Origin of the sequence: Natronobacterium gregoryi SP2 (genome assembly GCF_000230715.2) — an archaeon.
Taxonomy (GTDB): Archaea; Halobacteriota; Halobacteria; order Halobacteriales; family Natrialbaceae; genus Natronobacterium; species Natronobacterium gregoryi.
In genome coordinates, this window is the sequence record NC_019792.1 from 2897363 (window position 1) to 2911086 (window position 13724).

12 protein-coding genes are annotated in these 13724 nt (G+C 65.7%); 5 read left to right on the plus strand and 7 right to left on the minus strand.

Annotated elements, in window-relative coordinates:
* Position 1 precedes the first annotated feature (1 nt).
* Positions 2-394, minus strand: coding sequence for a hypothetical protein (locus tag NATGR_RS14405; protein WP_005580722.1), 393 nt, complete (start codon positions 392-394; stop codon positions 2-4).
* Between the two features lie 58 nt (positions 395-452).
* A complete protein-coding gene (locus NATGR_RS14410; protein ID WP_005580723.1) occupies positions 453-2045 on the minus strand; it encodes an alkaline phosphatase family protein in 1593 nt (530 codons plus the stop codon).
* Positions 2046-2422: 377 nt separating this feature from the next.
* Between NATGR_RS14410 and NATGR_RS14415 the strand changes: the two genes are divergently transcribed.
* The 5 genes from NATGR_RS14415 to NATGR_RS14435 all read left to right on the plus strand — a co-directional run bounded on the left by NATGR_RS14415 (position 2423) and on the right by NATGR_RS14435 (position 8203).
* The gene (locus tag NATGR_RS14415) at positions 2423-3370 is read left to right on the plus strand and encodes a polysaccharide deacetylase family protein (protein ID WP_005580724.1); all 948 of its coding nucleotides are present in this window, start codon (positions 2423-2425) and stop codon (positions 3368-3370) included.
* A gap of 644 nt (positions 3371-4014) precedes the next feature.
* The gene (locus NATGR_RS14420) at positions 4015-5121 is read left to right on the plus strand and encodes a Gfo/Idh/MocA family protein (RefSeq protein WP_005580725.1); all 1107 of its coding nucleotides are present in this window, start codon (positions 4015-4017) and stop codon (positions 5119-5121) included.
* Positions 5118-6056 carry a DUF362 domain-containing protein gene (locus NATGR_RS14425; RefSeq protein ID WP_005580726.1) on the plus strand — a complete coding sequence of 313 codons (939 nt, stop codon included), beginning with the start codon at positions 5118-5120 and terminating at the stop codon, positions 6054-6056. Before NATGR_RS14420 ends, NATGR_RS14425 begins: the two co-directional genes overlap by 4 nt.
* Positions 6053-7027 (plus strand): NAD-dependent epimerase/dehydratase family protein, encoded by a 975-nt coding sequence (locus tag NATGR_RS14430; RefSeq protein WP_005580727.1) that lies wholly within the window; start codon positions 6053-6055, stop codon positions 7025-7027. Before NATGR_RS14425 ends, NATGR_RS14430 begins: the two co-directional genes overlap by 4 nt.
* Before the next feature lie 78 nt (positions 7028-7105).
* The gene (locus tag NATGR_RS14435; protein WP_005580728.1) at positions 7106-8203 is read left to right on the plus strand and encodes a DUF354 domain-containing protein; all 1098 of its coding nucleotides are present in this window, start codon (positions 7106-7108) and stop codon (positions 8201-8203) included.
* Positions 8204-8214: 11 nt separating this feature from the next.
* Here the strand turns inward: NATGR_RS14435 and NATGR_RS14440 are convergent, their stop codons facing one another.
* Genes NATGR_RS14440 through NATGR_RS14460 form a run of 5 tightly spaced genes read right to left on the minus strand, consistent with a single transcriptional unit; the run spans position 8215 to position 13510 of the window.
* Entirely contained in the window at positions 8215-9291 is a 1077-nt protein-coding gene (locus tag NATGR_RS14440) for a glycosyltransferase family 2 protein (protein WP_005580729.1), read from the minus strand.
* Complete coding sequence (locus NATGR_RS14445) at positions 9278-10768, minus strand: nucleotide sugar dehydrogenase (RefSeq protein WP_005580731.1); 1491 nt, start codon at positions 10766-10768, stop codon at positions 9278-9280. Before NATGR_RS14445 ends, NATGR_RS14440 begins: the two co-directional genes overlap by 14 nt.
* Positions 10765-11769 carry a Gfo/Idh/MocA family protein gene (locus NATGR_RS14450; RefSeq protein WP_005580733.1) on the minus strand — a complete coding sequence of 335 codons (1005 nt, stop codon included), beginning with the start codon at positions 11767-11769 and terminating at the stop codon, positions 10765-10767. Before NATGR_RS14450 ends, NATGR_RS14445 begins: the two co-directional genes overlap by 4 nt.
* A complete protein-coding gene (locus NATGR_RS14455) occupies positions 11766-12926 on the minus strand; it encodes a DegT/DnrJ/EryC1/StrS family aminotransferase (RefSeq protein WP_005580734.1) in 1161 nt (386 codons plus the stop codon). The genes NATGR_RS14450 and NATGR_RS14455 overlap by 4 nt, the downstream gene beginning before the upstream one ends.
* On the minus strand, positions 12923-13510 hold the full coding sequence (locus tag NATGR_RS14460; RefSeq protein ID WP_005580736.1) for an N-acetyltransferase: 588 nt from the start codon (positions 13508-13510) through the stop codon (positions 12923-12925). Before NATGR_RS14460 ends, NATGR_RS14455 begins: the two co-directional genes overlap by 4 nt.
* Positions 13511-13724 lie beyond the last annotated feature (214 nt).

Here is a 13724-nt window from a genome sequence, read left to right on the forward strand (position 1 = left end):
GCTACTCCGACTCGTCCGGTCGATCGTGCCCGTCGTCGATGTCGATCTCGAGAGGGTCGGTGCCGGCGTCACCATCGGTGCGTTCGTCGCTCCCGCCGACAGGGAGCTTGGTTCGTAGTTCGGACGCGAGTGACTGGACTTGATCGACCAGCGTCGCGACCTCTTCTTCGAACTGTTCGACCGAGCGCTCGACGTAGTGCACTCGCTTCGACGGAATCCGTCGGACGATGTCGTGACCCTGTTCGTCCTCGTCGGTCTTGACGATCCAGTGGTCCTGGAAGTACGCGACGTGTTCGTTCGGGACTGTCTTCCTGACAGTTCCCTCGTCGGGTTCCTCGTAGACGATCGTCGCCTCTCCGAGGTCACGTTCGAGTTCGAGGTCTTCGTCGACCATACGTTCGTGACGACCTCGAGCGGTGTAGAACTCGTGCTTGCGACGCTCGAGTCTCTGGTCACTCCATGTAGCCGAGCCCCTTCAGCCGATCCTCGACGTCGTCGAAGTCGTCTTCGACGTCGCCGTCCGTTTCGGTTCGGGTCACGTCGGTTCGTCGAACCTTCGTCGTCGCCGGTCGCGTTTCGTTGGCGAAGGCGTCGAACAGCACCCGTCCGTCGGCGTTCTTCGGTACCGGTTCGTCGAGCCCGTGTAACAGCGTCGGCGCGACGTCGACGACGCGAGCACCGCGCAACCGTGCGCCCGCGGCGATCGACGGGCCACGACAGAGGACGATCCCCTCGCTTCGGTGGCTCGCAGCGTAGGTGCCGGTGTCGCCGAACGGTTCGTCCGCGATCGCGTTTCTAGACTCGTACCCGTCGATGGCGTTGACGATCAGATCCGGCGAGTCGTCGTCGGTCGGAAACAGTTCGTCGCCGTCGTCGACCTGGAGGAGCTGCCTTCCGTCTCCGTCCGTGACCGACTCGAAGACGTCGACGAGTTCCGCTTTGACGGTCGGTACCTCGCTTGGCGTGACGACGCCGTTCTCGAACCGTTCGGTGTCGTTGACGTAGCAGTTGCCGGCGTCGTGGACGAACGCGACAGTCCGTTCGTAGTCGACATCGTAGAGCGCGTGATCTCCCGGGATCTGTTCGGCGACCGAGTCGAGTAACGTCCGCGGGAGCGTCGAAACGAGCATCTCTTCGGAGATGCCGACGCGCTCGAGGGCGTCGGTGATCCGGTCACGGGAGATGCCGAGACTCGCGAGTGCACCGCGGGTGCCTTCGTCTTCACGCCTGAAGAGGTAGCCTTCGCGCTCGAGAGCGTGGTTGACGTAGACCAGTTCGTGAATCGGGCCGAAGCCGTGGTCCGAGACGACGTAGAGGTCGGCGTCGTAGGCGTCGGTGTACTCGAGCACCTCACCGAGCAGGTCGTCGAGTTGTTTGTAGTGTGTGAGTAGTCGATCCATGTCCCAGATGAGATGCTGGAAGCGGTCTGGAGCGGTGTAGACGACGAAGAACAGCCGCCAGTCGTCGCCGGCACGTTCCATCTGGAGGTTCATCAGTTTCCGTCGGTCGGCGAGCATCTCTTCGACCGCGACCTCGAAGTCCTCGAGTCGGTCGGCGTACTCGGGATAGTCGAGGCTGATCTCGTAGTCGGGAATCCGGGCGTCGATCTCGTCTCTGAGCGCCGGCGGATGAGTGAACTGGCGGTCGGTCGAGGGTGTCATCATCCCCGTGACCATCGTGCCGTCGATCTCCCTCGCGGGGTAGGTCATCGGGACGTTGCCGACGTGGGCCGGCGAAACCTGCTCCCACAGCGGCGGCTGACACACGTCCTGGCTCGTGTACATCTCGTGAGAGTACTCCGAAGAGAGGTTTTGGAAGCCGTAGATACCGTGTTTGTCCGGCCAGACACCGGTCGCAATCGAGGGCCAGGCCAGCGGCGTCGTCGGCGGCCGCGTGCTCTCGAGTGGTCCCGAGGCCCCTTCCGCACGCAACCTCGCGAAGTTGGGCAGTTCGCCTTCGTCGGTCCACTGCTCGATCAGACGCCACGGTACACCGTCGAGGCCGAGTACGAACGCTCGATTCGACGTGGTGGAAGATCCGCTCATGAGTGCGAGAAACCTGCTGTCGTAGCGGTGACTCGGCGGAGGCTTTGTTATGCGGAGTGTTCAGATCCGCCAGCGAGTCACACTGTCGTCGTTCGGTTACTCTACCGCGCCGACCGGCTGCTGGGGCGGTTGTTCGGCTCCGTTACCGTCGGTCGTCTAGACGCTCACAGACCGCCGAGTAACTCGCCTGTAGACCAGTCAGCAGCTCCGACGGTAGCACCCCGCGTGCGTTCCGTCCCGATCCCGTACCGGGAACTCTCGACTTCGAGCGGACGATCGAGAGCCGAGAGCGCGCGACGGTCGAATCTCCCTTGCTATCGAAAGGCGATCAATAACAAAACGGTTCCCACCATTGCCCTCACGTATGATCACTGGTGGTGGACTCCGTGGGTAGCGTCGTCCTCTCTCTCGATGCGGAACTCGGCTGGGGATTTCACGACCTCGAGCGGCTGCCGTCCGACCGGGTGGAGTCTGGCCGCAGTGGCTGGACGACGATGCTCGAGTTGTGTGCCGAGTACGACGTTCCGGCGACGTGGGCGGTCGTCGGACACCTCATGCTCGACGCCTGTGACGGCGTTCACGAGGGTCATCCGACACCCGAGGGGTGGTTCGCCAGGGAACGCGACGAGTGGGCAGACCGCGAGGAGTTCCGGTTCGCTCCGGACCTCGTCGGGGGCGTTCTAGAGGCAGACGTCGACCACGAACTCGCCAGTCACTCCTTTTCGCACGTCCTCTTCGGACGGCCGGAGACCGACAGCGAACTCGCGACTGCGGAGATCCGACGCAGCCTCGAAATCGCCGACGAGTGGGGCCAGTCGATCGATTCGTTCGTCTATCCGCGAAACGATATCGGTCATCGCGAGATTCTCGCGGAGAACGGTATTACCGCGTACCGCGGCCGCTCACCGACCTACGACGGAGTTCGTGGTTTCGTCGATTCGACTGTCCGGTCGCGCTCGATGCTCGTCGAGCCGGAAATCGACGAGCACGGGCTGGTCGACGTTCCGGCGTCGCTGTTCCTGTTCGGGTTCGAGGGCCCCGCCAGAACGGTCGCCGAGTCGATCTGGGAGGACCCGATGGTCGTCCAGGCCCAACGCGGGATCGATCAGGCAGCCCGATCCGACGGTCTGTTTCACATGTGGCTCCACCCGAACAACCTCACGCACGAACGTGACGATCGGCGCATGCGGGCGATCCTTGCGTACCTCGACCGGCGGCGGGCAGAGACCGACCTCACCGTCGAGACGATCGGCGGCGTTGCCCACCGGTTCGACGCCGTGAGCAGGATCGAGGACGAAGCGATCGTGGTCGACGGCGACGATTGAGACGGACTGCTGTACCGATGTCCCGGCGCGACCGCAGGAGCGCGCGGTCGCGCCGGAACTGACTGACACCAAACCGTATGAGACGGAGTGTTGGACCGGCGTATCGGTGCAACCGCTCGTGATCGCAGTTGCACCGGAATAACGTCTACCAAGCCGGCTGAGACAGTTTACTGTAGTCAATTACCGTCGACGCGCCGGCCTCGTTCTAGCGATCGGCGGTAACCAGTTACAGCAATCCGGATGAGACGGTGTCGTCGGTGGCCGGCGGCGGTAGGGTGACCGGTCAACTCACACACGGGAACGACTAGTACCGTCCCAACCGTCGACTGACGGGTCGAATCGAGCGACACCGCCAGATTCGACCCATCAGTTCAGGCTTGGCCCGCCACTAGTAGCGTCCCAACTCTACTCTGACTAGTGCACTCCACTTCTGATCGAGAATCGTGATCGGTTTGGGCCAACCCCCAACTAGTCGGTCTACGCTTGGGACAGTACTAGTCCCGTCCCAACCGTCGACTGACGGGTCGAATCGGGCCACACCGCCAGATTCGACCCATCAGTTCAGGCTTGGCCCGCCACTAGCCGCACCCGTCGTTCTGTACGACGCCGATAACAAAGCCTACCCGCCGTTCCGTCCCTTGTAGATGCTTTCACTACCGTTCAGCCGGCGGACCGACTCGAGTGCGCTGACGCTCGGCGTACTCGGCGTCGGGAATATCGGCATGGTTCATCTGAAGTCGGCACGCGCGATGGCAGACGTGGAGGTCGTCGCTGCTGCCGACCCGGTTCTGGAAAACCGTCGACGCGCCGAGCGTGCCGGTGTCGCGCGTACGTACGACGATTACGCGACGTTGCTCGACGCCGAGACTCTCGACGCGGCGGTCGTCGCTCTCCCACCCATACTCCACCTCGAGGCGGTCGAACGGGCCGCCGCGGCCGGCGTCGACGTCTTCGTCGAGAAACCGCTCGCACGATCGACCGACGAGGCCGAGCAGCTTCTCGAGACGGCAGAGAGCGCCGGAATCGCAGTCGGCGTCGATCATACGCTCCGATACCAGCCCGACGTCGCCGGCGTTAGAGAAGAGTACGAGGACGGCGCGGCCGGCCACGTTCCGTACGCCTCGCTGGTTCGGCTCAACGATAGCCCGCTCGGTCGCCCGCCGGTCGAGGACGCACCGCCGTCCTGGCCGCTCGATCCCGACGCGGCCGGCGGCGGTTCCCTGCTCGAACTCGGCATTCACTGTTTCGACGTGCTGTACTGTCTGTTCGGCGATCTGGAAGTTCGGAGTGCTGCCGTCGGCAACACCCTCGAGTTACCGGTCGAGGACGCGGCGACAGTGTTGATGTACGCCCCCGAGACGGAGACGACGATCACGCTTCACTGTGGCTCCTACCAGTGGGAGGAGTTACCCGAAGTGAACACCCGACTACGACTCGAGGGCGTGACGGGGACGATCAGCAACGCAGACCACTTGCCGGACAACTTCTATGCGGACGCGGCGAAGGAGGCGCTGACGAACGTCACGAGCCGCGTCACCGATGCCGAGCCGACGGTGTTCGGCCCGACGTTCTACCTGCGGGCCCACTACCGGGCGCTCGAGGACTTCTGTGAGGCGGTTCGCGCTGACGAGCGACCGCCGGTCGACGGTGAACTCGGTCTGCAAACGCTCGAACTCGCCGAATCGGCGTACGAACTGGCTGCCGAGACCGACGACGAACGCGGGACACCGACACTCGAGGTGACTCGATGAGCGACGGACCGACCGTTCGCACGGCGACAGCCGACGACGGACGAGGCCGATGGCTTCCGGACCTCGACCGACGAGTGGCGATGCTCGAGCGGCCAGTCGCCACGTTGCTCGAGGACGGACTGGCGGCGTTCGCCGACGCCGAACGGCTCACGATCGTTCCCGACGCTCACTACCCGTTTCACCCGTCGACGGGGATGGTGACCGATCCGGCGGTCGTCGGCGCGATCCTCGAGGTGATCGAATCCACCGGGACGGACGTCGCGGTCGCCGGCGCGAGCGACGAGTACCTCCCGTTCGAGCGGACGGCGGCGTACCTCGGCTACGGAGAGTTGCTCGAGCGGTTCGACGCCGACCTGGTCGATCTCGCCGAGGAGTCGGCCGTGACAGAGACCGTCTCGGTCGGCGAGCGTTCGGTCGAGAAACGGATTCCCGACCGGCTCCGTGACGGAATCGTCGTTCTCGTGCCGACGCTGCGGCCGGACGAGACAGGACGTGTCGCTGGCGGCATCCGGACGCTCGCCAGCGTCGTCGACACCGAGAACGCGACCGGGGACGACACAGCGTCCGTCGTCGCCCCGATGCGAGCGATCTCGCCCGATCTCTCGGTTCTCGACGCGACGAGAGTCTACGCCGGTCGACCGTACGCGGCCGACACGCTGCTCGTGGGGCCGGCGGCTGCAGTCGACGCGATCGCGACGGTCCTGCTCGAGCGCGACCTCGGTGACGACGAGGCACTCGAAGCGCTTGTGGGCGAGCCGTCGGTCCACATCGCCCGGGTCGGCGACGCGCCTCACATCGAGACGCTCCGGGAGGAACTCCCTGCCGGCGAGTTGCCACCGGCGGACGCGACGCATCCGGTCGTCTCGGCCGCCTACCGGCTTTACGCGGCCGTCGGTAGCGACGCCGTCCCGCCACAGCTCGAGGTGAGACGATGACGAAGACAGCTGCCGTCACCGGCGCGACGGGCTTTCTCGGAACGCATCTCTGCGAGCGACTGCTCGAGGACGGCTGGGACGTACGCGGATTGAGCCGCCCTAATTCGGATCGGGGGCGGCTCGCGCCGAGAGACGTCGAGTGGCACGTCGGTGATCTCTTCGACGAGCCGACGCTTCGCTCGCTCGTCGACGGCGCGGACGCGGTCTTTCACCTCGCGGGCATCGGTCTCTGGAACGCCGACCCCGACGCGGTCGAGCGAGTCAACCGCGACGGGACGGCAAACGTCGTCTCAGCCTGCCGTGGCGCTACCGTCGGTCGCCTCGTGTTCACTAGTACGGCGGGGACCAGACGCCCGCCAGAGGAGGGTGTGGTCGCGGACGAAACCGACGTCGCGGAACCGATCGGTGCCTACCAGAAGGGAAAAGCCGCCGCAGAAGAACTGGTCGATCGCTACGCGGCCGACGGTGGTGACGCCGTGACTGTCCACCCGACGTCCGTCTTCGGTCCCGGTGACGACTCCTTTACGGCGCAGTTGCTGACGATGGGACTCGAGCGGACGATGCCGGCCCACCTCCCGGGCGGACTCAGCATCGTCGGCGTCGACGACGTGGTCGACGGGCTGGTGCTCGCCTACGAGGAGGGCGAGCCTGGCGAACACTACATTCTGGGCGGAGAGAATCTCACCTACGAGCAGGCGGTTTCGCGGATCGCGTCCCACGCCGACGGCTCTCCCGCCCGAATCCAGGTGCCGGCCACGGCGATCCACGCGGCGGGTCCCGTCGCCGAGACCGTCGGCGCGGTGACGAACCGCCACGTCTTCCCGTTCAGTCGCGGGATGGCCCGGCTGGCGACCAGTCGGCTCTTCTACTCCTCGCGGAAAGCCCACGAAGAACTCGGCTACGAGTACGAACCCCTAGAAGCGCACCTGCCGGAGACCCTCGAGTGGTACCGGACGACCGTCCGGGGGTAGGAGTTTCGCTCGGCCGACTACCGGGTCCGGGCTGTACGGTTCCGATTACAAAGCCCGCGTCGCTCGTTTAGTCGCCCGATGCGGATTCTCGTCTTCGCGAACACACCTGCACACGTCCACCTGTATCGTCACGCCGTCGACCGACTCGAGGAGGCAGGTCACGACGTGCTCGTCCTGACCCGCGAGTACGCCTGTACGACGGACCTACTCGAGTTCTTCGGCCTTCCATACCGGCGGTACGGCGAACACGACGTGACCTCGTCCTCGAAACTCACGCTCGCCCGCCAGCTCGGCGGACAGATCGGGAGCATCGTCGGCAAAGCAGTTCGATTCCGGCCGGACGTCGTCTTCGGGCGCGGGCCGTACGCCGCCGTCGCCGGGACGGTCGCTCGCGCACCGGTTGTCCTCGTCCTCGACGACGAACCCGGCGACTTCAACCACAGCGTCTCCCGGCCGTTCGCGGACTGTATTCTTTCCCCCCGGGTGACGCGCCGGAACCTCGGCGGCGACCACTACACCTTCGACGGCTTCAAGGAGTGTGCCTACCTCCACCCCGAAGTCTTCGCGGCCGACGATGCCGTCCGCGAGTACCTCGGCGTCGGCCCGGACGAATCGTACGCGCTCGCTCGGTTCAACGCCCTCGACGCGCTCCACGACGCCGGGATCGAGGGATTCACCCGGGAACAGCGCCGGGACCTGCTCCAACGGTTGAGCGGGCACGCGACCGTCTTCGTCTCCGACGAAGGCGGCGAGATGGACCTCCACGAACTGCCGGCAGAACCGTACGACCTCCACCCCGCGTTGATCCACGACGCGATGGCCGAGGCCGACCTGCTGGTGGCCGACACCGGGACGATGGTCACCGAAGCCGGCCTGCTCGGGACGCCGGCGCTGCGGTACCGGGGAACCGACGACCACGAGTACGGCGAGTTCCGGGAACTCGAGCGCGTCGGCCTCGTCGAACAGTTCGACGGCTACGACGCCGTCCGGAGTCGAGCACTCGAGTTGCTGGCCGACGACGAGTCGACCGACCGCTGGGCACAACGACGGCAGAGCTACGTCGGCGACCTCGCGAACCTCACCGACCTGCTGGTCGACGTCGCGGAGACGCGAGGAACTATCGACGACCTCGATCGCTCGTCGCAAAAAGCGATCCAGCAGGATACCCCCCAGTGAAAGCGCCGCCGTCAGTCGAGCGAGTGGCGCTGCTCTGACTGCCGTTCGATCTCCGCCGCTGCCGTCGTCGCCTCGGTGTCGTCGTACTCGTAGCGGGTTATCTCGAGGTCTGCGCTCTCTTCGGCATCCATCCAGATTGCAGCGCCGAGCGAGACGACCCCGAGCAACAGCGTGGCAAACGAGGCGGCGGTCCCGGCGAACGCGTCCTCGCCGTGGACGCGTCGGCGGAGTGAGCCTGCCAGTCCCGTCGAACCGCTCGCTATCCCGGCTGTGCCAGCGCCGTAGAAAACCACCGCCGGGTGGAACCCTTCGACGACGTATCGGCGCTTGAGCCGCCACAGAAAGCTCCGCAACAAGAGAAGGGAGACGAACCGGACGAACGGAACGTACCGAATGCTGCTCTCCTCCTCGCCGTAGACCGCCGACATGGCAACGTCTGCGACGCGAAAGCCCGCGACGTTCAGATGCGTGAGAACGTGATTGAGGAAGCCGTACTGGTCCGTGATCGCCTCGAGATCGAGTTCCTCGATGGCCTCCCTCGAGATGGCGGTGTAGCCGTTCTGCGGGTCGCCGATCGTCCAGTAGCCCGAGGCGAACTTCGAGAGCCCGGTGAGCATGGCGTTGCCGACGAAGCGAAACGTCGACATCCCCTCGCGGTCCTCGGGAGACAGCAGGCGGTTCCCCTTCGCGTAGTCGGCCTCGCCGGAGACGACGGGGTCGACGATCCGATCTAAGATCTCGGGGTCCATCTGGCCGTCGCCGTTCATCACTGCGACGACGTCGATGCCGTCAGCCCCAGCGCGGCGGTAGCCGGTCTTGACGGCCGCACCGTAACCGCGGTTCTCGTCGTGACGGATGGGGACGACACGTCGCGCGTCGCCACCGTCGGCAATCGCCATGTCGGGCTCGGTCGATTCGTTGATCCGGTCGGCGACGCGGGTGATCACCTCCCAGCTGTCGTCGGGGGAGGCGTCGTCGACCGCGTAAATCCGATCGACGAACTCCGGCACCGTCTCGATCACCCGTCCGACGAACGACGCTTCCTCGTAGGCCGTGACCACGACCGCGATGGAGTTACCCTTGTACATCGTTTCCTCCGTCGGTTCTGCTGGCTTCGACTTCGGTCGGCTCGGCGCTCGGGGCCCGTCTCTCGCGTCGATCGTCGCCATCGGTTCCCGTTCCGGAGCCCGGCCGCGGGGGACGACCCGACGCCGATCCCGCGAGTGTGTACTCGCGGTGTGAGGTCTCGGAGAGGTCGAGGGCGTCCCTGCCGTCGACGACCACCATCGGCTCGAGGTCCGTCCACTCGATACGGTCGAACGCCTCGTGAGGGGTGACGACGACCGCGGCGTCGAACGATTCCGACTCGAGGTCGTCGATCCCGACCGGGCGGGCACAGTAGTCGGCCGGATCGACCAGGGGGTCGACGCCTGCCACGTCCGCGCGTCTGTCGTGCAGTTCGTCGATCACGTCGAGCGCGGGCGACGCACGGGTTTCCTCGACACCCGGCCGATAGGTGAGCCCGAGGACGACGACGGAGGCGTCCGCCAGGTCGATCCCCTCGGCCGCGAGTTCGCGCTCGAGGCGATCGACGACGACCGTCGGCATCGCGTCGTTGCGCTCTCGGGCGGTCCGAACAACGTCCATCGGCTCTTGCGATTGCGACAGCAGGAAGTGCGGATAGTACGGAATGCAGTGACCGCCGACGCCCGGGCCGGGGTCGTGAAGGTGACACATCGGCAGATCGTTTGCCGTCCCGATCGCCTCGCGGACCGAAATCTCGAGGCCGTCCGCGAGGCGACCGAGTTCGTTCGCCAGCGCGATGTTGACGTCGCGGTAGACGCCCTCGAAAACCTTGACGGCCTCCGCGGTGGTCGCGTCGGAGACGGGGTGGACCTCGTTGTCCGTGATCTCGTCGTAGAGCAGGCCCGCGGCCCGGGTGCTCTCGTCGTCGATCCCGCCGACGACCTTCGGATACTCGCCGCGGATGTCCCGCAGCGCCGTCCCAGACGAAGTGCGTTCGGGACAGAACGCGAGCCCGAACTCGTCGGATGCGAGCCCGCTCTCGGCAACCAGGTGAGGCTCGAGGACATCGCGGCAGGTGCCCGGCGGCAGCGTCGACTCGGCGATCACCAGGTCGCCCGACGAGAGCCCTGCAGCGATGTCGTCGGCGACGGATTCGACGGTCGCGAGGTTCGGCTCGTTCTCGTCGTCGAGCAGCGTCGGAACGATGATCACGTGAACCCGGGCTCGTTCGGCCGCCGCCGGGCCGTCCGTGGTCGCCTCGAGGCGTCCCCGCTCGACCTGATCGGCGACGAGGTCGTCCAGGCCGATCTCACCGACGACGTGGCTCTCGCCGGCGTTGACGGTCTCGACCACGTCGGGATCGACGTCGACGCCGGTCGCGTTGCCCGTCGTCTCGGCGTAGACGGCCGCGAGCGGCAGCCCCATCTTGCCGAGGCCGTAGATTGCGACCGGCACGTCGCCCGCGAGCAGGCGGTCGCGCTGTCGGTCAGCGGAGTGCGACGAGTCATAGATCGAGATGGGGTCTGACGCACCGCTCATCGGATTTCCACCTCCGGTTCCTGCTCCTGCGTTCGGTCGCCGTCGACCAGCGAGTCGATCGTCAACACCGTCTCGAGCGCGCCGATTCCATCCTCGGGCGTCACGTCGGGTTCGGTACCCGTCCGAACGGACTCGACGAACGACTCGAGTTCGTGGCGCAACGGTTCTCCGTTGTCGATCCGCGGACGTTCGACGACGCTCTCGTGTCGATACCGGTTCTGCCCTTCGTCGTTGACGTACTCGGGGTAGGAGTCGCGGTGGATCAGCACGGATTGCTCGAGGAAGTCCACCTCGACGAAACACTCCCGTGCAGTGACCGAGAGCTTCCGGACTTTCTTCTGGGTGACGCGACTCGCCGTCAGCGTGGCGACGACGTCGTCGTAGGCCATCGTCGCAGTCGCGTACCGGCCGTCGCCCGTCCCCATCGCCGCGACCGAGTCCGGCGACGCACCCAGTAGCGAGCCGACGATATCGACGTCGTGGACCATCAGGTCGAAGACGACGTTACCGGGCGCAGTGCGATCGATCGGCGGCCCCAGCCGTTCGGCCTCGACGCTGATCACCTCAAGGTCGTCGAGCAACTCGGCCATCGTCCGCACGGCCGGGTTGAACCGCTCGATGTGGCCGACCTGGAAAACGAGGTCGCGTTCGCGGGCCAGCCGGGCTAACTCCCGCCCCTGCTCGACCGTCTCTGCGATCGGTTTCTCGACCAGGACGTGGACGTCCGCCTCGAGACACTGCGAGACGACCTCGTGGTGGGCTGGCGTCGGCACCGCGACCGTGACGACGTCACAGCGATCGAGCAGCGCCTCGAGTCCGAACGACTCGGTGCCGTACTCGGCTGTGATCCGCTCCGCGACTTCGGCGTCGCGGTCGGTGACGCCGGCAAGTACGACCCCAGGAAGTTCGCTGTAGACGCGTGCGTGGTTCTCGCCCATCGCACCGACGCCGACGACGCCGGCACGAATCGATCGTGACCTCGTGAAAGCGCGTTCCGTCATGTGTAGTGATCGTGGATCGCTTCGGCGACAGTTCGCCTGTCACCCGCCGAGAGTGCTGGATGGACCGGCACCGAGAGTACCGTCTCGGCCGCCCGCTCGGCTTCCGGAAATCGCGGCGCAGCCGTGCTGACACTCTCGTAGGCCGGCTGGCGATGGATCGGCGTCTCGTAATAGACGGCAGTGCCGACACCTCGATCCGCAAGCGTCGACGCGAGCGCGTCCCGGTCGTCCGCCCTGATCGTGTACTGGTGGTAGACGTGTCGATAGCCGGACGGCTCTGTCGGCGTCTCGACCGGCAGTGCAGACAGACGTTCGTCGTAGTAGGCCGCGTTCTCCCGTCTAGCCTCGTTGAACGCCGGCAGCCGCTCGAGCTGGCGGCGGCCGATCGCCGCGGCGGGGCTTGGCAGCCGGTAGTTGTGGCCGAGCGAGACGTGGTCGTAGCCGCCGGTTCCCGTCTCGGCTCTCCCGTGGTTAACGTACTGTTCGACCCGGTCCGCGATGTCGTCTCGATCTGTCGTGATCGCACCGCCCTCGCCGGTCGTCATGTTCTTCGTCGGATAGAAAGAGAAGCAGGCAGCGTCGCCGAAACTCCCGACGCGCTCGCCTTCGACCTCGGCCCCGTGGGCCTGACAGGCGTCCTCGAGGACGAACAGGTCGTGGTCGTCGGCGAGATCACACAACGTCGGCATCTCGGCGGGAAGCCCGTAGAGGTGGACAGGGAGGAGTCCGACCACGTCCTCGCGTTCCTGCAGCACCGCCTCGACGGCCTCGGGATCGAGTGCGTACGTCTCGGGATCGACATCCGCGAAGACGGGCTTGCCGCCCGCGAGCCTGATCGCGTTCGCGCTCGCAACGAACGAGAACGGCGAGGTGATAACGGCGTCGCCATCCTCGACGCCGAGCGCCTCGAGTGCGGCGTGTAGCGCCGTCGTCCCGTTCGACGTTGCGACGGCACGATCGGCCCCGCAGTAGGCAGCGAACTCTTCCTCGAAGGTTCTAACAACGGGCCCATCCGCAAGCGTTCCCTGCTCGAGTAACTCACCCACGCGATCGATGGTCGCGTCGTCGATCGACGGGTTCGCGACCGAGACACCACCTTGCTCCGGTTCTGCATCCGACTCGAACTCCGTCTCGGTGTTGTAACTCGTGTCAGTCATGCAATCTGATTCGGTCCCTCGAGGTTGTCGGGAAGCTTCTGGACGGTCGCCGGCGCGCCGACGGCGAGGCTGTCGCCCGGCACATCGTCCGTGACGACGGCACCAGCGGCGACAAACGCGTTCTCACCGATCGTCACACCCGGCAACAGCGTCGCGTTCGCTCCGATCGATGCACCCGACTCGATCGTCGGTCCCTCGAGGTCGGCGTCGGTCCGGATCGGATACTCGTCGTTCGTCAGGACCGCACCGGGACCGACGAAGACGTTGCTCTCGATCGTCGTCTGGGTCGGAACGTAGACGTTCGTCTGGAGGCTGACGTGAGAGCCGATCGACGTCTGGCCGTCGATGACGGTCTTGGTACCGACGAGGACATCGTCACCGATCGTCGTCCCTTCTCGCACCAGAACGTCGTGGCCGGTCGTGAACCCGTCGCCAATCGTCACGTCTCCGTAGACGATCGACCCCGACCTGATCGTGGCTCCATCCCCGATTCGCGTCGGCTCGTCGAACTCGCCGTGGCCGACCGTCGCATCGTCGGCGATCGTACACGCTTGTCCACGAACGACCGGACGCTGGCTACTCATCGGCCACCTCCGTTCGGTCACAACTCGGTCGCTGCAAGCGATACGGCGGCGAGGCTGCCGTCGTCCGCCCCTGAACTCGTAATCGTCGTCGTAGTTGAAGCTGTGTCATCGGTTACTCGATACCCGCGTGGGAATCGTCCTGATACAGCCGGTAACGAGGTTTTGTTATCCTCGACCTGACGGCTTTGTAGCCCAGAACTACAGTCGCTCGTAG